The following is a 22477-nucleotide window of genomic DNA, read 5'->3' on the forward strand; positions in this document are numbered from 1 at the left end:
GGGGCATTCTCAACGGTAGACGGTCAGCGCCAGGGCGCCGAACAAGCAAGCGAACAGGCTCAGGCGCAGCAGCGCCGAGTGCCAGAAAAAACGGTACAGGTCAAAGCCGGCCAGAAACCGGTCGATGGCCCAGGCCAGGCCCGCCGCGATCAGAAACATCAGGGTCATGGTGGGCATGTAGACGCCGTGGAAAGCGATTTCACGAGGCATGGGCGGGTCCTTCGGACTTGAGGGCAGCCAGGGGTGATTGCGGATCCAGCAATGAGGTGCGGATAAAGTGCAGGTAACTTTTCACTCGGCGCAGGGCCGAGGTGTCGAAGTGCGGGGCGAAGGGTTCGTCGGTGGCCTGCACCCGGCTGATGGCATGGTCCACGGCGATCAGGCTGCGCTCCAGGTTGCTGGCGCTGGGTTGCAGGAACAGCCGCACCAACGAGCGGCCCATCACCCGGATCGCCTGGCGCCACGGCTGGGATTCGGCATACGCAGGGTGCACCGGCAAGATCGCCTGTTCCTTGCGCAACTCGATAATCGCGTGGCCGACTTCCAGCACCACGAACATCCAGCGCAGCAGGTTGCGTTGCACCTGGGGTTGCCCGGCGGCGAAACCGTAGGCCTGGTGCAGCAGGTCACGGGTGCGGCTTTCGAAACCCGAGGCCAGGCCCTTGAGCTTGCCGCTGATGGCGAACACCACTTGCTCGCGCAGGTCCTGCTCCAGCCGGCGCCACAACCAGCGACTGTTGGGCGGCAGGATGATCGCGCCCGCCGCCGCACACACCAGCATGCCGATGACCATGGCGATGTAGTCATTGATGAAGGTGTAGGGGTTGTAGATCGTGAGGTTGTCCGGCACCGAGCCGGTGCTGAAGAAGATCAGCAACCCGACGCCCACCCCGGCGTACTGCGGCCGCGACGCCAGGAACGAACCGAAGATGATCACTGGGGCGAGCATCACACACAGCAGCGGGAAACCGTCGATCCAGGGGAACACGAAGAACATTTCGACAAAGCCCACCAGCGCGCCGATCAAGGTGCCGCAGGCCATTTGAAACGCCATGCGCTTGGGGTTGGGCGTGGCGGCGGACAGGCCCACCGTCGCGGCGGCGATCAGGGTCATGGTGGCGCCGCTGGGCCAGGCCGTGGCCACCCAGTAGCTGCCGAGGACAATCAGGATAAACGAGGCGCGAATCCCCGAGGCAGCGCAGGCCAGCCAGTTGGTTTTCGGGGTGTAGGGTTCGTCCCAGTGTTCGCGTTCGTGGCTGTGATCCGCCAGGGACGCGTGAGTCTGGGCGTAGTTGTGCAAGTCGTCGACGAAGCGATACAGCAGCTCGTAGGCGGTGTGAAAATCCAACTGCTCGGCGTCGCTGGGCTGACTTTCCTGGAAGCTCGTGCGCAGGCTGCGCACCTTGGCGGGCAGGCCTTCCTTATAGGTATTCAACTGATTGGCCAGGCGCGCCGCGTCGGGGCTGGTAAGGGCGCGGCCGGAGAAACCGTCGAGCAATTCCGCCAGGTCTTGCAGGCCGGGTTTGATGGCGGCCACCACGTGATCGGCCTCTTGGCTGCGCAGGCGTTCGAGCAATTGGTGCAAGGCATTGAAGCGAGTAGTGATGCTCATGAACTCGCTGTTCAAGCGCCTCAGCCGGCCATTGCGCCGACGCATGTGCGGGTCTTCGAACACCGTGATGCTGCGCAGCCCTTCCAGGCCCACGGCTTCGGCGATAAAGCGCACGTTGCTGCGTTCAAACCCTTCACGCTCACTGCGACCGCGCAGGCCGTCGGTGACGAACAGCGCGAACACACCGAAACGTTGGTACAGGGCGTTACGCATCGCGGCGCTGGCGGTTTGCGGCAGGATCGCGGCGCTGACCAGCGTCGAGCAGACAATCCCCAGGGAGATCTCCAGGACCCGCCACACCGCCGCCATAAACGCGCCGTCGGGATGGGCCAGGGCCGGCAGGCCAACCATCGCCGCAGTGTAGCCGGCCAGCACAAAACCGTAGGCGCGAAAGTTGCGATTGCGCGTAGCGCCAGCAGTACAGATGCCCACCCAGATCGCCAGCGACCCGAGGAACAGCTCCGTGTTCTGGGCGAACAAGGCGATCAGAAAAACCATCACCGCCGAGCCCGCCAGGGTGCCAAGGAAGCGGTAGAAACTCTTGGCGAATACCTGGCCGCTCTGCGGCTGCATCACGATAAATACCGTGATCATTGCGGTGCGCGGCTGCGGCAGTTCCAGGCGCATTGCCAACCACAGCGTCAGGAACGCAGCGATCAGCACCTTGAAGATATAGACCCAGGTCACGCCGTCACTGCGTGCCCAGTCGAAGAAACCACGGCGCCACTCAAGGGAGTGCAACCAGCGCAGCGGTGCAGGCAAGGGAGTCATTGCATCCTACTCAGTGATCAAACACGGCGAGGGCCGCCGGGGTCTTGCTCGGAAGCGTCTTGCTGTCTTGCGGCACGTCGCTGCCGGCACCGAGGCCACCGCCCAATGCGGTCACCAGTTCGGCGTGGGCACTAAGGCGTGCGGCCTGCACCTGCTGCTGCACCTGCTGCTGGCGGAACAACAGGCTCTGGGCGTTCAGCACATTGAGGTAGTCGGTGAGGCCGCGCTGGTAGGCGATCATCGCGATGTCATAGGTCTTCTGCGCCGACGCCACGGATTCAGCGGCGAAGGCCTGCTGCTTGTCCATCGACTCGCGGCGGATCAACTGGTCGCTGATGCCCTTCAGGGCGTTCACCAGCGTCTGGTTGTAGTGCGCAACGGCGATGTCGTAGCCGGCGCTGGCCTCACCCAGTTGCGAGCGCAGGCGGCCGCCGTCGAAGATCGGCAGGCTGATGGCCGGGCCGGCGGTGTAGTTGAGCTTTTTACCCGTGAGGAAACTGAGCATCCCACCGCCGGTGGCGACGTAGCCGAGGCTGCCCACCAAGTCGACGTTGGGGTAGAAACCGGCGTGCGCCACGTCAATGCCACGGGCCTGGGCCGCCACTTGCCAGCGACTGGCGACCACGTCCGGGCGCTGGCCGAGCAGTTCGGCGGGCAAGGTCGACGGTAGCTTCAACGGTGCACCGAGGGACAAGGTGGGCCGCTGCAACTGCGCGCCCTCCCCCGGCCCTTTGCCCGCCAGCGCAGCCAGCTGGTTGCGGCTCAGGGCGATGGCTTCATCCAAAGCGTCCAGTTGCCGGTGGGTTTCCGGCAGCGGCGTCTCGGCCTGGCTGACTTCGAAGTGGGTGCCGATCCCGCCATTCAAGCGCTTTTGCGCAAGGTCAAGAATCTGTTGTTGCTGGGCCAGGGTGGCGGCCACGATATCGCGCTGGGCGAAGTGCAACGACAGTTGGATATAGGCGCGCACCACGTTGTTCTGCAATTCGAGCTGAGCCTGGCGCGCTTCGGCGGCGCTCATGTGGGCCATGTCCACGGCACGCTCGGTGGCATTGCTTTCGCGGCCCCAGAGGTCGAGGGCATAGCTCAAGCCCAGGGACGCGTTGTTGTCCCAGGTGGTGGAATTGTCCAGCGCGCCCGGGCCGTAGAACTGATCGCTCGGCCAGTTATGGCGCTTGAGCGTGGCGTCACCATTGACCTGCAACGACTCGGCCGACTCGGCGATCCCGGCCATGGCCCGGGCTTCACGTACACGAGCAGCGGCCATGGCCATGCTCGGGCTGCCTTGCACGGCGAGGTCGATCCAGTGGTTGAGTTGCGGATCGCCGTAGGCTTGCCACCATTGCGCGGTGGGCCAGTGGGCGTCCTGGGCGGCGCTTTTGATCGCCTCGTCGGTGGCCAATGTATTGGCGACGAGTGACTGGCCTTGAGGGGCAATTCCTCCGGTTCCGATGCAGCCGCTGATTGCTAACGATAAGGCCCAAACACTGAGAGTCTTCAGCTCTCTGCTGATGCGACGCGGCACTGCTGCGAATTCCTGAGAGGGTGTTGCGGGGAAGGTGGCGCAATTCTAAGGGGCGGGCCGGATGGCGATAAGGTGGGATTCTTGTGAATCTTTGTTACCGTTCAGGCGATAATCTTTTGGTAGGGATCACTGGATCCTGCAACTTCGTGTCACAATTTGCCATCTCCCCTGAGAGCACCTTAATGGACACCTTGCAAAACATGCGCGCCTTCAGTTGTGTGGCCGAAGCCGGCAGCTTCACCGCCGCCGCCGTGCAACTGGACACCACCACGGCCAACGTCTCGCGCGCGGTCTCCAACCTTGAGGCCCATCTGCAAACCCGTTTGCTCAACCGCACCACCCGCCGTATCGCCCTGACCGAGGCCGGCAAGCGCTATTTGCTGCGTTGCGAGCAGATCCTGGCGTACGTCGAGGAAGCCGAGGCCGAAGCCAGCGACGCTCACGCACGCCCCGCCGGGCAGTTGAAAGTGCACACCATGACCGGCATCGGCCAGCACTTCGTGATCGATGCGATTGCCCGCTACCGCCGCACCCACCCGGACGTGACCTTTGACCTGACCATGGCCAACCGCGTGCCCGACCTGTTGGACGAGGGCTACGACGTGTCCATCGTGCTCGCCAGCGAACTGCCGGATTCGGGGTTTGTCTCGCAACGCCTGGGGATAACTTACAGCATCGCCTGTGCCTCGCCGGCTTACGTCAAGGCCAATGGCTGTGCACAACGGCCCAGCGACCTGCTCAACCACGCCTGCTTGCGCCTGGTCAGCCCGGTGATTCAGCTGGATAAGTGGTCGTTCAACGGGCCCGAGGGCCAGGAGAGCGTGGCGATCAACAGCTCACCCTTCCTGGTGAACTCCGCAGATGCGATGAAGACCGCAATCACCAGCGGCATGGGCGTTGGCCTGTTGCCGGTGTATGCGGCGATTGAAGGCCTGCGCAACGGCACCCTCGTGCGGGTGATGCCCAACTACCGCTCCCAGGAACTCAACCTGTACGCCATCTACCCGTCGCGCCAATACCTGGATGCGAAGATCAAGACGTGGGTGGAATACCTGCGCAGCTCCCTGCCGGAAATCATGGCCGCGCATCAGGCGGAACTGGCGGCCTATGAGCTCAGTGGCAGTTTGGGCGGCGTACGACTGAGTAACTGAGGGGGTCAGCCGCTACACCGGCAGCGTAATGCCAAAGGTGTTGCCGCCGCCCTCGCTGCGTACAAACACATCCCCGCCGTGCATCAGCGCGATCGCCTTGACGATCGCCAGCCCCAAGCCGTGATTCGCCCCGCTATTGCGGCGGGACGCGTCCACCCGATAGAACCGCTCGAACAACCGGGGCAGATGCTCGCTGGCAATCTCATCGCCGGGGTTGGTCACTCCGATCGCCACGTGATCTTCCACTACTTCGATCTTTACCTCGATCACCCGGCCAGGCGCCGTATGCTGCACCGCATTGCTCAACAGATTGATCAACGCCCGGCGCAAGTGCGCCTTCTCGATCTGCACCTGGGCATCACCGCTCACACGCACCTGCACCTGAGCGTCCTCGAGGATGAAGTCCAGATAGTCCAGGGTGGTCGCCACTTCATCCGCCAGCGAACTGCTGATCAACTTGGTGGCCTTGCTGCCCTGGTCGGCGCTGGCCAAAAACAGCATGTCGTTGATGATCGAACGCAACCGTTCCAGCTCTTCGAGGTTCGATTGCAGCACCTCGAAATAATGCTCGGCCGAACGCCCACGGGTCAGCGCCACCTGGGTCTGGCCGATCAGGTTGGTCAGCGGTGAGCGCAGTTCATGGGCCACGTCGGCATTGAAGGACTCCAGGCGCGAATACGCCTGTTCCACCCGCTCCAGGGTCGAGTTGAAGGAATTGACGAACTGCTTCAGCTCCGGCGGCAACGGCGACAATTGCAGGCGCCCGGAGAGTTTCGGCGGCGCGAGTTTCTGCGCCTCATCCGACAGTTTGATCAGCGGCTTGAGGCCGATACGTGCGACCCAGAACCCCAGCAGCGACGCCAACACCACGCCAACAAACGCCAGGCTGATCAGCGCCACCAGCAGTTGATGCTGGGTGGCGCGAAAGTTCTCGGTGTCTACGGCGATCAGGAAACGCAGCGGCGGACGCTGGTCCTTGGCCGGGAACTGGCTGACCAGCACTTTGAATGGATACGCCTGACCCGGCAGGCGCAAGTCCCGCTTGCCCGTCGGCCCTGCGGCGAAAGCGCGAATCTGCGCGTCCGGGTTGCCGTATTCGTAGGTCGGATCGCTGCTCACCACCCAGAAGCGGATGCGCTTGTCTTCCTCACCCAGCAGCTTGAGCTTGGCAGTGATCTTCGCCCAGTGATCCGGCGTACCAAAGCGGTTCACCGAAGACTCCAGCACGCTGTAACGTGCATCCAGCTCGGCACCAGGCAACAGGCCCAGGCCTTTGTCCACCTGCTGATACAGCGCGCCACCGATCAACAGGAAGATCAGCAGCGCCACCAGGGTGAACATGCCGCTCAGGCGCAGGGCGATGGAGTTAGCCGACACTGCGGTTCTCCAGCACATAACCCATGCCGCGGATGGTGTGCAGCAGCTTCTGTTCGAACGGCCCGTCGAGCTTGGCCCGCAGGCGCTTGATCGCCACTTCCACCACGTTGGCGTCGCTGTCGAAATTGATGTCCCAGACCATTTCTGCAATCGAAGTCTTGGACAGGATTTCACCCTGGCGCCGGGCCAATACGCTGAGCAGCGAGAACTCCTTGGCGGTCAGGTCCAGGCGAACGCCGTTGCGACTGGCCTTGCGGCTGATCAGGTCGATCCACAGGTCGGCGATGGTCACCTGCACCGGCTCGTGCCCGCCGCTGCGACGGGTCAGGGCTTGCAGACGCGCCACCAACTCGAGGAACGAGAATGGCTTGCCGAGGTAATCGTCCGCCCCTTCCCGCAGGCCGCGAATGCGGTCTTCCACGCGCTCGCGGGCGGTGAGCATGATCACCGGCGTCTGCTTGCGCGCCCGCAGCGCGCGCAATACGCCAAAGCCATCCAGGCCGGGCAGCATCACGTCGAGCACGATCACCGCGTAATCGTTCTCCAGGGCCAGGTGCAAACCTTCGACACCTTCACGGGCGACGTCGACGGTATAGCCTTGTTCCGTCAGGCCGCGGTGCAGGTAGTCGGCGGTTTTTTCTTCGTCTTCAATAATCAGTACACGCATGAGCCTTTTGTTCCAGGACGGGGCCTCAGCCTCAGTGTGTGGTTGCCAGCTGGGGAGCTGGTTTGGGTCTATGGAAAAACTTCTCAAGGTACAAGTATATGACCGGCGTGGTGAACAGCGTCAGCGCCTGGCTCACCAGCAACCCGCCCACCACCGCAATACCAAGTGGCTGGCGCATTTCTGCACCGGGGCCGGAGCCCAGCATCAACGGTACCGCACCCAGCAGCGCCGCGAGGGTGGTCATGATGATCGGCCGGAACCGCGTGACACAGGCTTCATAAATCGCCTCTTCAGGCGGCAGGCCGCGTACGCGTTGGGCGTCCAGGGCGAAGTCGATCATCAGGATACCGTTCTTCTTCACAATCCCGATCAGCAGCACCAGGCCGATCAGGGCCATGATGGAAAAGTCCTGGCCCATCAGTGACAGCATGATCAGCGCCCCCAACCCCGCCGACGGCAAGGTGGAGATAATCGTCAGCGGGTGCACGAAGCTCTCGTACAGCACCCCCAGGATAATGTAGACCGCCACCAGTGCCGCGAGGATCAGCCAGGGCTGGCTGGCCAACGAACTCTGGAACGCCTGGGCCGCACCCTGGAAGTTGCCGATGATGGTAGTCGGCATGCCGATTTCGTTCTTGGCCTGGTTGAGCATGATCACCGCATCCCCCAACGCCACGCCCGGCGCCAGGTTGAACGACAGGTTGGCCGCCGGGAACATACCGTCATGGCTGATGGACAACGGCCCTATGGTAGGCGGGTCGACCTTGGCCACCGCCGACAGCGGCACCATCTCGTTGGTCAGCGGCGAGCGCAGGTAGAAGTAGTTCAGGCTTTCGGCCTTGCCGCGTTGCTGGGTGTCCAGCTCCAGCACCACTTGGTACTGGTTGATCTCGGTCTGGAATTCGTTGATCTGGCGCTGGCCGAAGGCGTCGTACAGCGCCTGGTCCACATCGGTGGCGGTGAGGCCAAAACGCGCCGCGGCCTGACGGTCGATGCTGATGTGGGTGATGCTGCCACCGAGCTGCAAGTCGTTGGACAGGTCGCGGAACGCTGGGTTGGCCCGCAGTTTTTCGGTGAGGCGCTGGGTCCAGGTGTTCAGGGTCGGGCCGTCGTTGCTCTTGAGCACGTACTGGTACTGGGCGCGGCTGGGGCCGGAGCTTAAGTTGATGTCCTGGCCGGCACGCAGGTACAGCACGATGCCCGGCACTTTCGCCAGTTTCGGGCGGATCCGGTCGATAAACTGGCTGGCCGACACGTCGCGGTCCCCGCGATCTTTCAAGGCGATCCAGAATCGGCCGTTGGCGATGGTCTGGTTGCTGCCGGTCACGCCCACCGAATGGGAAAACGCTTCCACCGCCGGGTCATCCTTGACGATCTCGGCGATCGCCTTGTGCTTGGCGACCATGTCCGGGAACGACACGTCGGCCGCCGCTTCGCTGGTGCCGAGGACGAAGCCGGTGTCTTGTACCGGGAAGAAACCCTTGGGGATAAACACGTAGCCGACCACCGCCAGCGCCAGGGTCACGATAAAGATCGCGGCCATGGTGCGTTGGTGGGCCAGGGCGCGGCGCAGATTGCGCGCATAGCCGGCGAGGAGGCGTTCGCTGAAGCCGGGTTTGTCATGGGCGTGATGGGTCGGGGCGCGCATGAACAGCGCGGCCAGGGTCGGCGCCAGGGTCAGTGAGACCACCACCGAAATCAGGATGGTCGAGGTGGCCGTCAGTGCAAACTCCTTGAACAACCGCCCGACCACACCGCCCATGAACAACAGCGGAATAAACGCCGCCACCAGCGAGAAGCTGATGGACACCACGGTAAAACCGATTTCACCCGCGCCCTTGATCGCCGCTTCGCGCTTGTCGAGGCCGGCTTCCAGGTGGCGGTGAATGTTCTCCACCACCACGATGGCATCGTCCACCACAAACCCCACGGCGATCACGATCGCCACCAGGGTCAGGTTGTTCAGGCTGAAGCCCATCAGGTACATCAACGCAAAACTGGCGACCAGCGACACACCGAGCACGCTGGACACGATCAACGTGGCGGACAACTGGCGCAGGAACAGCGCCATCACCGCCACCACCAGCAGGATGGCGATCAGCAGGGTCACTTCCACTTCGTGCAGGGACGCGCGGATGGTCTTGGTGCGGTCCGTCAATACGCTGACCTGCACCGAGGCCGGCAACATGGCTTGCAGGCGTGGCAGCTCGGCTTGAATGCGGTCCACGGTCTCGACGATATTCGCGCCGGGCTGGCGAGAGATCACCAGGTTGACCCCGGGCGTGTCGCCGGACCAGGCCTGCACGTAGGCGTTTTCCGAACCGTTGACGACTTTGGCGATATCCCGCAGTTGTACCGGTGCCCCATTCTTGTAGGACACAATCAGTTGGGCGTAATCCTCGGGATGGAACAACTGGTCGTTGGTCGACAGGGTCGACACGCTGTTCTCGCCGTAGATCGCGCCCTTGGCCAGGTTCAGGCTCGACTGCTGGATCGCCAGGCGCACGTCTGCCAGGGTCAGGCCGATGGCCGCGAGTTTATCGGCCGACGCCTGCACCCGGATGGCCGGGCGTTGCTGGCCGGTGATGTTGATCTGGCCGACGCCGTCAATCTGGCTGATCTGACGGGCCAGCAGGGTTTCCACGTAGTCACTCAGCTCGGTGCTGGGCATGCTGTCGGAGCTGACGCTGAGAATCAGCACCGGGCTGTCCGCCGGGTTGACCTTCTTCCAGGTCGGCAGGCTCGGCATGTCGCTGGGCAGTTTGCCGGACGCGGTGTTGATCGCCGCCTGCACTTCTTGCGCGGCGGTGTCGATGCTCTTGGTAAGGGTGAATTGCAAGGTCAGGAGGCTGGAGCCCAAGGCACTGCTGGAGGTCATCTGGGTCATGCCGGGGATGGCGCTGAATTGCACTTCCAGCGGTGTGGCCACGGAGGACGCCATGGTGTCCGGGCTGGCGCCGGGCAGCGTGGCGCTGACCTGGATCGTCGGAAACTCGGCTTCCGGCAGTGGGGCGATGGCCAGCCGTGGGAAGGCAATCATCCCGAGCAGTACCAGGGCGAAGGTCAGCAGCAAGGTGGCGACCGGGTGGTCGACGCACCAGGCCGACGGCGAGCGACTGCCACTCATGGCTGCACCTTGGCATCAACGGTCTGGATCACCTGCGGCGGTTCCTTGAGCACGTCGACCTGAGCGCCTGCCTTGAGCCGTGACTGGCCGTCGCTGACCAGCACGTCGCCGGCCTGCACACCCTGGAGGATGTTCATGTCGCTGTTCTGATACAGCACCTGCACCGGCACCACCTCTACCTTGTCACCCTTGAGCCGGTACACGAAGTGCGAATCCAGGCCGCGCTGCACCACAGTGGGTGGCACAACCAGGGCGTTCTTGTGCAAGGCGGTCTGGATGCGGATTGTCACCAGTTGCCCCGGCCAGAGTTTTTGCGCCCCGTTGCTGAACTCGGCCTTGGCGCGGATGGTGCCGGTGGTGCCGCTGATCTGGTTGTCGATCAGGCTCAGACGACCTTCCCCCAGCAGGTCGCCGGTCTGGCCGTCGGTGTCGGCGCCCATGTAGGCGTTGACGTCGGCGGGCAGTTGCGCGGCGATCAGGCGTTGCAGGGTCGGCAGCATTTGTTGCGGCAGGGAGAACTCGACGGCAATCGGGTCAATCTGGGTCACGGAGAACAAGCCCTGGGTATCGCTCATGCGCAGGAAGTTGCCTTCATCCACCGTGCGAATCCCGACGCGCCCTGTGACCGGAGAGCGGATTTGCGTGTAGGAAAGCTGCACCTGGGCCGAATCAATGGCCGCCTGGTTACCTTGTACCGTGGCCTTGAGCTGGTTGACCAGGGCTTGTTGCTGGTCATAGGTCTGCTTGGACACGCCGTCGTCGATGCTCAGTTCCTTGTAGCGCTTGAGGTTGACCAGCGCGACTTGCAGTTGCGCCTGGCTTTCCCCGAGTTGCGCCTTGGCCTGGTCCAGGCTGGCGCGGATCGAGCGGTCATCAATGGTGGCCAGCAGGTCACCGGCCTTCACCAGCTGACCTTCCTTGACCAGCAATTTGGTGAGGATGCCGTCGATCTGCGGGCGAATCACCACGCTGTGCAACGACAGCACCGAGCCGATGCCGCTGACAAACCCCGGGATGTCCTGCTGTTTGACGCTGATCACACGCACCGGAATCGCTGCTGACGCAGTCAGTTTGGTCTTGGCCGGGCGGGTCACCACCCAGGCAACCACGGCCAGTACCACAAGGACGCCCACGATCAAGGCAGGTTTTCGTTGAATGTGCATGGGGTGAGGCGCCAGGGCAAAGGATCGGAAGAATGATGGTTCTTTATAGCCCGCCAACCCGGTCAGCAAAGTGACTGCTAACTGACAGCGCCGTCAGTAAAGTCCGACCATTCGTACGAGCAGTGGTTAAAGATCCGAGGCGCGCAGGTATACTGCGCGACGGTGTGGCCTGCAAGTCGGGCCCGCGTCATTTTCAGTACTCCCCGGAGCTTCCATGAATTCCCCGACACAACCCGCTGTTGAAGCGGTCGACATCGACCAACAGGCCAATCCTGACAGCGTCGAAGGCGAAACCAAGGCCGAGATCCCGGCATTCAAGTTTCCGTTCAAGCCGGGCGAACTGGCCGGGGCGAAAAACGCCAGCCAGCCGTGGTACAAAAATGGCGCGAAGAACGGCCATACCAAGAGCCCGGGCATGGCACCACCCGGCACCCGTCGCTCGATGGGCAAGCGCTGACCGGTAATAAATCCTTCGCAATGACGATTTATGCCTACAACAGTTACTGAAGTTTCGCCTTGTAGGCCTGCGGCCAATTCTTGAAAGCTTGCACGACACCCACCTGCCCCGACGCTTTTGCTCGGGGCCAGGCGGGGTAAAGCTGGTTTTCCGGAAAAGGACGTCCCCGTGTTTCCTATACGCACCTGTGTCGTACTGTTGTCGCTGATGGTCAGCGTTTTCTCCACCACTGCGGCCAGTGATCAACCACGGCGCGAAATTCGTTTCGCCGTCGCCGCACAATTCCCTCCTTTCCAAAGCCGCAATCAAGAGGGCCAACTGGTCGGGCTGAACATCGAATTGGGCAACGCCCTGTGCATACAGCTCAATGTGCGGTGCACCTGGGTCGACCAAATCCTCGTGGAAAATTACCCTGCCCTTGAAGCCAGGCAATTCGACGCAATCATGGGCATGGCCCCAACGTCGAGGCGGCACCAGCAGGTAAATTTCACCGATGACCTTTATCCGATCACCACGCGTCTGGTGGCCCGCAGGAAATCAGGTTTAAAGCCAACTCCAAAGTCGCTGAAGGGCAAGCGCGTGGGCGTGCTGGTAGGCAGCAACCGCGAAGCCTTTGCCCTGGCGAAGTGGGCGCCGAAAGGCGTCATCATCAAGGGTTTCTGGCGCAACGACGAACTGATCCGCAGCCTGTTGGCGGGGGACATCGATGCCACCTTGCAAGGTATGGTGGAAATCCGTGAGGCGCTGCTCGACACCCCCGAGGGCCAGAATTTCGACTTCCTCGGCCCCGCCATCTCTGCCGAACTGTTGGGCAACGGCGTGGGGATTGCGTTGCGCAAGCCCGATACGGCATTGCGCAACACCCTCAATTGTGCCCTTGAGCAACTGAAGCAAAGCGGCGAGTACCAGCGCATCCTCGAGCCCTACCGGCTTGATGCACCGCCCGCCAGGCCGTAATGGCCAATTAATTGCACCGAACATGAGCTGGATCAGTATTTGCCCAACCCGTGCGCTTAGAGTCGACGCCCTGCCGACTCCTCCAACAATCACGAGCGCGCGTTTCCATGAAGATCAATTTGCCCGTCACCGGTCGAAATGTGGACTTTGCCCCCGGCGCCAATATCCTCTCGACCACCGACCTGACTAGCACAATTACCTACGCCAACCAGGACTTCATCGATATCAGCGGCTACAGCCGCGAAGAGCTGTTGGGGACGCCGCACAACCTGCTGCGTCACCCGGACATGCCACCCGCTGCCTTTGCGCACATGTGGCAGGTGTTGAAGAGCGGCCGCTCGTGGATGGGCATGGTGAAAAACCGCTGCAAGAACGGCGATCACTACTGGGTCAGTGCCTACGCCACGCCGGTCACCCGGGACGGCGTGACGGTGGAGTATCAGTCAGTGCGCACCAAGCCCGATCCCCGTCGGGTGCAAATGGCCGAGCAGCTCTATGCCCGGTTGCGTGCCGGCACTCGGCGAGCACGGCCCGTGGTGGGCACGACCTTCAAGCTGTCGGCATGGGTCTTGGGGACCTGCGCCGCAACCTGGGCATTGGGCCTTGGGCTGGCAACTTATCCGCTGACCTGGCAACTGCTGGCGGTCACGGCGGTGTGTGCCGTAGGGGTGATGGGCGTGCATGGTTTGTTGCGGCCCCTCGCACAGTTGAACCAGCGGGCCCGGTTGATTGCCGACAACCCGCTGAGCCAGGCGATCTACACCGGACGCGGGGATGAGTTCGGGCGCATCGAGTTCGCCATGCAGATGCTGGAAGCCCAGGTGGGCGCGGTGGTCGGCCGGATTGGCGATGCCTCGCAACGCCTGTCCGGGCACGCCGCAGCGCTGGTGCAACAACTGGACAGCAGCCACACCAGCAGCCTCGGCCAACAGTCCCAGACGGACCAGGTCGCCGCCGCAATCAATCAAATGGCCGCCAGCGTGGCGCAAGTTGCCGAGCATGCGCTGCAGGCCTCCAAGGCCGCTGACCAGGCCGGCAGCGAGACCCGGGAAGGTCATCAACGGGTGGATGAAAGCCGCGACGCGGTGCTGCGGTTATCCCAGGAGCTGGCGCGCGCCACCGACGTGATCCATCAACTGGAAAGCCACAGCGGCGATATTTCCGGGGTGCTGGAAGTGATCCGGGCGATTGCCGAGCAGACCAACCTCCTGGCGCTCAATGCCGCCATTGAAGCCGCACGGGCCGGAGATCAGGGGCGCGGGTTTGCCGTGGTAGCCGATGAAGTGCGTGGGCTGGCCCAGCGTACGCAGCAGTCGACCAATGAAATCCAGCGCATGATCAGCACCCTGCAAGGCGGCGCCCGGGATGCGGTGCAGGCCATGGCGCAAAGCAGCCAGCATGTCGAGGCCAGCGTCGACCAGGCCCAACGCGCTGCCGCCGCGTTGGACGGGATCAGCCAGCGGGTGACGCAGATTACCGCCATGAGCCAGCAGATTGCGGCGGCGGTGGAAGAGCAAAGCGCGGTCAGCGAGGACATCAACCGCAACATCATCGGCATTCGCAATGCAGGGGAAGTGACGGTCAACGCGGGTCAGCAGAGCCAGCTCAGCTCAGGGGATGTGGCGGGGCTGGCGGATGACCTGCGGCGGCTGGCGGAGGAGTTCTGGGGCAAGCGACGCTAGGCCAAAAAAGTCCGACTGGATTTTGAGTCAATTCCTACGGGAAGAAAGGAAGCGCCTTGATTGAAGGCCTGGGTGTGGCTGTTGAAGCTCCCTGGGGGGCAGGCGCCGGTAACGGGGCCAGAGGCCCCTCCACTTTTCTTCCTACAGGACAGGCAAATGATATCCCTGAGAATGCTATTGGCACTGGTTTTATCTGCGGTCACAGGCACCTTGTGCTCTGTAACGTACGCGACAGAAAAAGGGCTGACCGAGATACGCTTCGGAGTTGAGGCGCTGGTACCGCCGTTTGAAAGCCGCAATGCCCAAGGTGAGCTAGTCGGGCTGAACATAGAGCTGGGCAACGCTCTGTGTGCCGAACTCAAGGCGCGTTGCGTGTGGGTCGATCAAGATTATGCAACCAACCTGGCAGCACTCGAGGCGCGTCGATTCGATGCGATCATGCCCATGTCGGCTACCCCGGCACGGCGGCAGAAAATCGACTTCACCGATAATCTCTACCCTCTGGAAACCAAGCTGGTCGCCCGCAAACGTCTTGGGCTTGTGCCTGATCCCAAAGCGCTTCAAGGCAAACGGATTGGCGTCCTGGCGGGCACCAGCCGAGAAGCCTATGCCTTGGCGCGGTGGGTACCCCATGGCGTGGTGGTACGCAGTTTCAACCTGAATGCCGAGCTGATCAGCAGCCTTCTGGCAGGCGGTATCGACGCAACCCTGCAAGACACCATCGAGATCTCCGACGCGTTGCTGAAAAAGCCCGAGGGTGCCGATTTTGAGTTCGCGGGCTTGGGCATTGTCGATGAAATGCTCGGCAGTGGCGTCGCCATCGGGGTTCGCAAGAACGAACCCGACCTGCGTATGGCGCTGAACCAGGCGCTGCAACGCTTGAAAGACAGTGGCCAGTACTCGCTGATTACCCAGCGTTATCTGCAGGCGTCAAACAGCGACCCAGTCCCGATGTTGTACACGCCGGCGGAGGGTGGATTGCCTTTCTCGCAAACGGTACAAGTGGGGCAAACCCTCTACATCTCCGGGCTGCTGGGACTCGATGAGCGCGGCAAACTGGTCAACGGAGGCATTGGCGCACAAACAGCCAAGGCCTTGGAAACATTACGCAGCACACTCAAGGACAAAGGGCTGGGCATGGACAGGGTCGCCAAATGCACGGTGATCCTTGCCGACATCAACGACTTCGCGGCCATGAATAAGGTCTATGCCCGCTACTTTCCAGCGGATCGTCTTCCTACTCGGACGACCTTTGCGGCGGGCGGATTAATACTGGATGCCCGGGTTGAAATCGAGTGCCTGGCCAGCGTTTAGCTCAAGCCACCCGCAACGAAATGAACGCATAGTTGGCCGGCACCTCGGTGGCAATCCGGGCGCCGGCGTCCAGCAATTGCTCGGCAATATCCATCCCGGACACATGAAACACCCACTCATTGGCCGGCACGGCCTCTTGGGTCGCCAATTCGATCGCCTGGGCAAACAGGCCCATGTCCGGCAGGTACGCGGTAAATCCATCACCCTTGAGTGCCGTGGTATGGATGCCCAGCAACCCACACACCGCTTCCTTGGCCTGGATATCGTCGCGATCAGCCTGGCGTGACCGGCTGATCAACTCGGCCAGCTCCTTGTCCATCAACTCGCCCCCCACGATCAGCGCCGGCCCCTGCTCCCAGGATTCCGGCGGGCAGTCCTTGGCGCCCGGGTTCAGCGGGATGTGCGGGTTGATCTCCATCGGGTAGATGCGGCACACCAACGGCCGCCGCTCGTAAATGCGGCAAAGGTTGTCCTCGTCAAGATTCCGGCAGCGCCCGGCGTTATAGGCGGCAAAGGTGATGGCCACATACGCTTCGGTATTGCCGCTGGGCACGATGGCGGAACGGCGTTGTGCGTGCTCGCGCTGCAACTCGGGCAGGCCAAGGCCGGTGCCCAGGAAACCCTCCACCAGCACGATGACATTACCGCCGTCAGCCGCCCAACGGCGGGCTTCTTCGAGGGTCAGGGGCACATGGTGGTCAGTGCAGCATTTGCCGCAACCGACGCAGGAAAAGTGGGTATTCATGGAGGATCTGTCACCAGGCAAGGTCAGAAGGCACTCATGAACGGCGGCGGGTTTTTGCCTCTGTTCACCGTTCTGCCTCTGTGCAAAGCAAGTTATGCGCCAGCGTCCTCAGTCTTCGGGGACAAGGTCCCGAAGCACAAACACCATCCCGGCATTTTCATACAGGCGGCGGGCCCGCAGGTTGGACTCCAGCACCTTGAGGTCGACAAACGCCTCGCCCCGTTGCTTGAACACCTGGAAGGTGTGCAGCAATAACGCCCGGCCCAACCCCATGCCCTGGGCACAGGGATGAATAGCCAGGTTCTTGATGTAGGCGCTGGTCCAGCATTGGGACACACCCAGGATGCCGCTGGCGTTACTCGCCACCAGGCACAGTTTTGGATCGAACTCGGCATCGGTAACGAACTGCTGACGCCAATGCTCAAGGGAACCGACACGTCCGCCGCCTTGTTCCTGGACCAGGCTCAATACCGCGTGGATCGCCGGAGCCATGGCTTCGTGGTAATGATCCAGCTGGATGTCCGCCGGCCACTGCGGAGCGGGCAGGCTACCGGTGAGGTCGCGACGCAGCAGCTGGAAATACGCTCCCACCGGTCAGAGGCCCTGCTGTGCAACGGTCTGGGCGGCGATCACCAGGCACTTGGTCAGTTCGGGGGAGGAGAACTTGGTCAGCACCGCGTTGGCGCCGGCCAGGCGGGCTTTTTCGCTGTTCATCGCACTGTCCAGGGAGGTGTGCAGCAGCACGTAGAGGTCCTGGAAGTCCGGGGTTTCCCGCAGGGTACGGGTGAAGGCGTAGCCGTCCATTTCGGACATTTCGATGTCCGAGACCACCACGTTGATTTGCTCGACGGTGCCTTGCAGTTCCAGCAAACGGTCAATCGCCTCCTTGGCACTGCGGGCCGTGTGGCAGGTGAGGCCGAGGTTGCGCAGGGTGTGCACCGATTGCTGCAGGGCCACCTGGCTGTCGTCCACCACCAGGATTCGGGCGTTGCCCAGCACTTCGGCTTCTTCCATGGTCAGATCGGTGGGCGCCGCTTCGATCTGCGCCGGAGCGATGCCGTGGATGACTTTTTCGATGTCCAGCACTTGCACCAGGGCGCCTTCGACCTGGGTCACGCCGGTGATAAACGAACGCGTGCCGCCCGAGCCAAACGGCGGCGGGCGAATGTCGGTGGTCAGGCAGTGCACGATCTTGCTCACTGCCTGCACATGCAGGCCCTGCTTGGAACGGCTGACATCGGTGACGATCAGGCAGCCGCCGTCGGGGTCTTGCAGGGGCATTTCCCCCAGTGCCCGGCTCAGGTCGATCACCGACAAGGCGGCGCCGCGCAAGGTGGCGATGCCTTTGACGTGGGGGTGCGACTCCGGCAGCTTGGTCAGCGGCGGGCAGGGAATGATTTCACTGACTTTCAACAGGTTGATCGCCATCAGCTTGCCACTGCGCAAGGTAAAGAGCAGAAGCGAGAGTGAGTCTGCGCGAGCTTTGGTGGTGGACATAAAAACCTTCTGTGGATCACGAATGACGATCTATAGACCGTTATCGACTCGCACGCTGAAAACTGTAGGAGCCGGCTTGCCCGCGAAGAACGTCAACGATAACGCGGGCAGCCTGAATAAACACATGGCCTTCAGGTTCTTCGCGAGCAAGCTCGCGCCTACCTACAACAAGCAGTGATCAGCCCTTCCACACCTGCGGGTTCACCAAATCCTGCGGACGCTGGCCCAACAGCGCACTGCGCAGGTTTTCCAGGGCACGGTTGGCCATGGCTTCGCGGGTCTCGTTGGTGGCCGAACCGATGTGCGGCAGGGTCACGGCATTGCTCAGCTGGAACAGCGGCGACTCGGACAGCGGCTCCTGCTCATACACATCCAGGCCGGCGCCACGGATGGTCTGGTTTTGCAGGGCCTCGATCAGCGCCGGCTCATCCACCACCGGGCCACGGGAGATGTTCACCAGGATCGCACTGGACTTCATCAACCCCAGCTCGCGATGGCTGATCAGGTGGCGGGTTTTCTCACTCAGCGGCACCACCAGGCAGACGAAGTCGGCTTCGGCCAGCAACTGGTCGAGGCTACGAAATTGCGCGCCGAGTTCCTGTTCCAGTTCGGTCTTGCGGCTGTTGCCGCTGTACAGAATCGGCATATTGAAACCCAGGCGACCCCGACGGGCGATGGCCGCGCCGATGTTGCCCATGCCGACAATGCCCAGGGTCTTGCCGTGTACATCACAGCCAAACAACGGCGCGCCGACGCTGGCTTTCCACTGGCCGGCCTTGGTCCAGGCGTCCAGTTCGGCGACGCGGCGGGCGCTGCTCATCAGCAGGGCAAACGCCAGGTCGGCGGTGCTTTCGGTGAGCACGTCCGGAGTGTTGGTAAGCATGATCCCGCGCTCATTGAAGTACGCCAGGTCGTAGTTGTCGTAGCCCACCGACACGCTGGAAACCACTTCCAGTTTGCTCGCGCCTTCCAGTTGCGCGCGGCCCAGCTTGCGGCCTACGCCGATCAGGCCATGGGCATGGGGCAAGGCTTCGTTGAACTGGGCATTGATGTCGCCCAGCTTGGGGTTGGGGGCGATGACATCGAAATCCTGTTGCAGGCGTTCGATCATTTCCGGGGTGACGCGGCTGAAGGCGAGGACAGTCTTTTTCATGGAAGGCGGGCTCATCGACTACGTGGGAATGGCAAGCACGCTAACATTCTTGGGTAGGGGTTGTCAGGACGCCCCACACCCGCAAAGCCAGACTGTTGCGATTTGGGCAACAGTCATTATCTTGTTACACTCTATATCGCACCGCTCACCTGCGCTAATTTGTCGCATCGACGAGCGCAGCGGTTAAGACTGACCCGCTCTCCCCCGATTTCCCTCGACTTATTTCCAGGGCTCTACACTGGGAATCTGTCTTAAAGCCGCTGAGTTCAGCGGCTTTTTTTTGCGCTGAAAAAAGGCCAGGAACCCCAACAACACTGGCCGGTTTCGATTGACCCAAAGGAGCTCCACCGGTGAAAACCTCGCTGACGTTCACCCCGTTATTCCTCGCGATTGCTGCAACGATCGTTCCCCTTGCCCACGCGGCAGACACCCCGGCCACCGACGGTTTCGTCGAAGGTTCCAGCTTCAAGATCAACACCCGCAACTACTACATGAACCGCGACCGCCGCAACACTCACACCGATGACAGCAAGGAATGGGGCCAGGGCGTTATCGGGATTTTTGAATCCGGCTACACCCCAGGCATCGTCGGCTTTGGCCTGGACGCCAACGCCATGCTCGGCCTCAAGCTCGACGGCGGTGGCGGCACCGACGGTTCCAGCATCCTGCCGGTGAGCTCCGGCAACGGTAAAGCCCCCGGCTCGTTCTCCACCGCCGGCGCCACCCTGAAAATGCGCGCCTTCGACACCGAGCTGAAAGCCGGCGACCTGTTCCTCAATAACCCGGTGATTGCCGGTGGCATGACCCGCATGCTGCCCCAGACCTTTCGCGGCGTGAGCCTGACCAACCACAGCCTGGACGGCTGGATGTTCGAAGGCGGCCAGGCCAGCTTCACCAAGCTCTACAACCAGAGCGGCCACCGACGCATCGGCACCAGCTACGGCGCCTTGCCCAACGGTGAAGACAGCCAGCACCTGGACTGGGCCGGCGTGTCCTTCAGCGGCCTGCCGGGGCTGACCAGCAACCTGTACGCGTCCGAACTCAAGGACATCTGGAACCAGTACTACTACGACCTGGACTACACTTGGCAACTGAACGAACTGGTCAGCTTGAACCCGGGTCTGCACTACTATCACACCCAGGACACCGGCAAAGCCCTGCTGGGTAACATCGACAACAACACCTACAGCCTGCATTTCACCGTCGGCGTGGGCAATCACAGCGTCACCGCCGCCTACCAGCGGGTCAACGGCAACACGCCGTTCGACTACATCAGCCAGGGCGATAGCATCTACCTGGATAACTCCCAGCAATACTCGGACTTCAACGGCCCCAACGAACGTTCGTGGAAGCTCAAGTACGCCTATGACTTTATCGGGCTGGGCCTGCCGGGCCTGACCTCGGCGGTGTCGTACATCAGCGGCAAGACCGACCTGACCACGGTGGATCCGGACAGCCGTGGCTACTCATCCTGGTACAGCGCCGACGGCAAGAACGCCAAGCACTGGGAACGGGACATCGACCTCAAGTACGTGGTGCAAGGTGGCAAGGCCAAAGATTTGGCCGTGCGCCTGCAATGGGCAACCAATCGCGGCGGCAATGGCTACGGGGCAGTGGACCGGGACGTGGATGAATACCGGGTAATCGTCGACTACCCGATCGACGTTTTTTAACCTTCAGGCATTCTTTTAGCGGCGACGACTTATTTTTCACAACATGGAACTAAACTGCCAGCATCTTGAGTGCCGAAGTCAGTCCCATGAGTCAACGCCGCACCTTCACCCCGCCTGCACGCCCGGAGCTTTTATTGATTCTGGGCAGCGGCCTTACGGTCGTACTGATCGTGATCATTGTTGCCACACTGCTGATTCGCGAACACGCCAGCGCCCTGCTGACGGCCCAGCGCTCCACCACCAATATCACCCAGTTGATCAACGCCGATGTATTGCGCAACGTCGAACTCTACGACCTGGCCCTGAACGGCCTGATTGTCGCGACCACCCGCCATGACTTACCCCTGGTCTCGGCCGACATCCTGCATATGGTGCAGTTCGACCAGTCCACGGCCGCCCCTTTCAAAGGCGAGGTCCTGCTGCTGGACAAGGCCGGCACGGTCACCGCCGACTCCTCCACGCTGAAGCCCACGCCACGCAATTTCGCCAATCGCGACTATTTCCAGATCCACCAGCAGAACCCTAACGCGGGATTGTTCATCAGCCGGCCCTTCAAGATTCGTTGCGAGTGCGATCAGGTCTGGCGTATTGCGTTCAGCCGTCGGGTTCCCGGGCCCAATGGCGAGTTTGCCGGTGTGGCAGTGGCGACCATGCGCCTGGCGTATTTCGACCAGCTGTTCAATAGCCTGAGCATCGGCAGCGGCAGCAGCATCAACCTGCTGAACAACGACGGCATTCTCCTGGCCCAGCAGCCTCTGCTCGAAAGCGACATGATCAACAAAGACCTGAGCATGCGGCCAAACTTCAAAAGAATGCTGCGCGAAGGCAGCGGCAGCTTCAGCGGCGTCTCCTCCATCAGTGGCAAGCAACGGCTGTACACCTTCACCAGCGTCGGCGCGCTGCCGCTGATTGTGGTAGTGGCGCTGTCCAACGATGACGTGTTTGCCGCCTGGAGACGTGCCACCGTGCTGATCAGTGGCGCCACCGGCGTGCTGTGTATAGGCCTGCTGTGGCTGACCTGGATGCTGCGCCGGGAACTGCGCCGCCGCTATCGCGCCGAGAAGGTGTTGTCGGAACTGGCGGCCACCGACGCCCTCACCGGCTTGGCCAACCGCCGCACCCTCGACCAGCGCCTGCGCCTGGAATGGGAGCGCGCACAACGCTCGGGCGAGCCGCTGGCCTTGCTGATGATCGACGTCGACCACTTCAAGGCCTTCAACGACCGCCACGGCCACCAAGGCGGTGATGAGGCACTGCGCAACGTCGCCCGGGTCATCGGCAGCAATATTCGTCGCCCCGCCGACCTGGCGGCCCGTTACGGCGGCGAAGAGTTCGCAGTGATCCTGCCGGACACCGACAGCGACGGTGCGAGCATCATCGCCGAGCATATCCGCAGCGCGGTGGAACACTTGCCACCGGCTGACGGGGATGCGTTGTCGGTCACTGTCAGCATCGGCCTCAGTACCTGGGACAAACGCCGCCGTGGTTCACTGGAAGAGCTGCTGCTGAGTGCCGACCGGGCGCTGTATGACGCCAAGCACTCCGGCCGCAACCGCACGGTTCACAGCCAGGCCACATGAGCCGTTATCAGCAACTACGCTAAGGGCAT

The 22477-nt window shown here is 62.2% G+C and carries 19 protein-coding genes; 8 read left to right on the forward strand and 11 right to left on the reverse strand.

What is annotated here, in order from left to right; genetic code table 11:
• Positions 1-9 precede the first annotated feature (9 nt).
• The 3 genes from D109_RS0115185 to D109_RS0115195 are packed head-to-tail and all read right to left on the reverse strand — an operon-like array spanning position 10 to position 3905.
• Positions 10-210 (reverse strand): DUF1656 domain-containing protein, encoded by a 201-nt coding sequence (locus D109_RS0115185; RefSeq protein ID WP_017477667.1) that lies wholly within the window; start codon positions 208-210, stop codon positions 10-12.
• Complete coding sequence (locus D109_RS0115190; RefSeq protein ID WP_017477668.1) at positions 200-2383, reverse strand: FUSC family protein; 2184 nt, start codon at positions 2381-2383, stop codon at positions 200-202. Before D109_RS0115190 ends, D109_RS0115185 begins: the two co-directional genes overlap by 11 nt.
• 10 nt (positions 2384-2393) lie before the next feature.
• Entirely contained in the window at positions 2394-3905 is a 1512-nt protein-coding gene (locus tag D109_RS0115195; protein ID WP_026077993.1) for an efflux transporter outer membrane subunit, read from the reverse strand.
• A gap of 182 nt (positions 3906-4087) precedes the next feature.
• Between D109_RS0115195 and D109_RS0115200 the strand changes: the two genes are divergently transcribed.
• Positions 4088-5056 carry a LysR family transcriptional regulator gene (locus D109_RS0115200; RefSeq protein ID WP_003216257.1) on the forward strand — a complete coding sequence of 323 codons (969 nt, stop codon included), beginning with the start codon at positions 4088-4090 and terminating at the stop codon, positions 5054-5056.
• A gap of 12 nt (positions 5057-5068) precedes the next feature.
• On the opposite strand, the gene D109_RS0115205 is transcribed toward D109_RS0115200, so the two are convergent.
• The 4 genes from D109_RS0115205 to D109_RS0115220 are packed head-to-tail and all read right to left on the reverse strand — an operon-like array spanning position 5069 to position 11390.
• Positions 5069-6433 (reverse strand): heavy metal sensor histidine kinase, encoded by a 1365-nt coding sequence (locus D109_RS0115205; RefSeq protein ID WP_017477670.1) that lies wholly within the window; start codon positions 6431-6433, stop codon positions 5069-5071.
• Positions 6423-7100 (reverse strand): heavy metal response regulator transcription factor, encoded by a 678-nt coding sequence (locus D109_RS0115210; protein ID WP_003216255.1) that lies wholly within the window; start codon positions 7098-7100, stop codon positions 6423-6425. The genes D109_RS0115205 and D109_RS0115210 overlap by 11 nt, the downstream gene beginning before the upstream one ends.
• A 31-nt stretch (positions 7101-7131) precedes the next feature.
• Entirely contained in the window at positions 7132-10227 is a 3096-nt protein-coding gene (locus D109_RS0115215; RefSeq protein ID WP_017477671.1) for a multidrug efflux RND transporter permease subunit, read from the reverse strand.
• Entirely contained in the window at positions 10224-11390 is a 1167-nt protein-coding gene (locus tag D109_RS0115220) for an efflux RND transporter periplasmic adaptor subunit (RefSeq protein WP_017477672.1), read from the reverse strand. Before D109_RS0115220 ends, D109_RS0115215 begins: the two co-directional genes overlap by 4 nt.
• A 214-nt stretch (positions 11391-11604) precedes the next feature.
• Between D109_RS0115220 and D109_RS0115225 the strand changes: the two genes are divergently transcribed.
• From D109_RS0115225 to D109_RS0115240, 4 genes are all read left to right on the forward strand, one after another.
• Positions 11605-11847: a hypothetical protein gene (locus D109_RS0115225; RefSeq protein ID WP_003216247.1), complete on the forward strand. Its 243-nt coding sequence runs from the start codon at positions 11605-11607 to the stop codon at positions 11845-11847.
• Between the two features lie 168 nt (positions 11848-12015).
• Positions 12016-12804 (forward strand): transporter substrate-binding domain-containing protein, encoded by a 789-nt coding sequence (locus tag D109_RS0115230; RefSeq protein ID WP_017477673.1) that lies wholly within the window; start codon positions 12016-12018, stop codon positions 12802-12804.
• A 107-nt stretch (positions 12805-12911) separates the two neighbouring features.
• On the forward strand, positions 12912-14486 hold the full coding sequence (locus D109_RS0115235; protein ID WP_017477674.1) for a PAS domain-containing methyl-accepting chemotaxis protein: 1575 nt from the start codon (positions 12912-12914) through the stop codon (positions 14484-14486).
• A 171-nt stretch (positions 14487-14657) separates the two neighbouring features.
• Positions 14658-15800: a Rid family hydrolase gene (locus D109_RS0115240; protein ID WP_017477675.1), complete on the forward strand. Its 1143-nt coding sequence runs from the start codon at positions 14658-14660 to the stop codon at positions 15798-15800.
• A gap of 1 nt (position 15801) precedes the next feature.
• Here the strand turns inward: D109_RS0115240 and D109_RS0115245 are convergent, their stop codons facing one another.
• The 3 genes from D109_RS0115245 to D109_RS0115255 form a co-directional block, all read right to left on the reverse strand.
• Positions 15802-16545, reverse strand: a complete 744-nt coding sequence (locus D109_RS0115245; RefSeq protein ID WP_017477676.1) for a YkgJ family cysteine cluster protein — start codon at positions 16543-16545, stop codon at positions 15802-15804.
• A gap of 108 nt (positions 16546-16653) precedes the next feature.
• Complete coding sequence (locus D109_RS0115250; protein ID WP_017477677.1) at positions 16654-17136, reverse strand: N-acetyltransferase; 483 nt, start codon at positions 17134-17136, stop codon at positions 16654-16656.
• A gap of 3 nt (positions 17137-17139) precedes the next feature.
• Positions 17140-18042 carry a chemotaxis protein CheV gene (locus D109_RS0115255; protein WP_017477678.1) on the reverse strand — a complete coding sequence of 301 codons (903 nt, stop codon included), beginning with the start codon at positions 18040-18042 and terminating at the stop codon, positions 17140-17142.
• Between the two features lie 22 nt (positions 18043-18064).
• Between D109_RS0115255 and D109_RS1000000134625 the strand changes: the two genes are divergently transcribed.
• Positions 18065-18220 carry a hypothetical protein gene (locus D109_RS1000000134625; protein ID WP_017477679.1) on the forward strand — a complete coding sequence of 52 codons (156 nt, stop codon included), beginning with the start codon at positions 18065-18067 and terminating at the stop codon, positions 18218-18220.
• On the opposite strand, the gene D109_RS0115265 is transcribed toward D109_RS1000000134625, so the two are convergent.
• Positions 18221-19195: a D-glycerate dehydrogenase gene (locus D109_RS0115265; RefSeq protein WP_017477680.1), complete on the reverse strand. Its 975-nt coding sequence runs from the start codon at positions 19193-19195 to the stop codon at positions 18221-18223. It abuts the gene before it with no gap.
• A gap of 350 nt (positions 19196-19545) precedes the next feature.
• On the opposite strand from D109_RS0115265, the gene D109_RS0115270 reads away from it, so the two are divergent.
• Positions 19546-20868: an OprD family porin gene (locus tag D109_RS0115270; protein ID WP_017477681.1), complete on the forward strand. Its 1323-nt coding sequence runs from the start codon at positions 19546-19548 to the stop codon at positions 20866-20868.
• A gap of 86 nt (positions 20869-20954) precedes the next feature.
• Positions 20955-22448: a sensor domain-containing diguanylate cyclase gene (locus tag D109_RS0115275; RefSeq protein ID WP_017477682.1), complete on the forward strand. Its 1494-nt coding sequence runs from the start codon at positions 20955-20957 to the stop codon at positions 22446-22448.
• Positions 22449-22477 lie beyond the last annotated feature (29 nt).

The organism is Pseudomonas sp. PAMC 26793 (assembly GCF_000313235.1).
In the GTDB taxonomy this organism is placed as follows: domain Bacteria; phylum Pseudomonadota; class Gammaproteobacteria; order Pseudomonadales; family Pseudomonadaceae; genus Aquipseudomonas; species Aquipseudomonas yamanorum.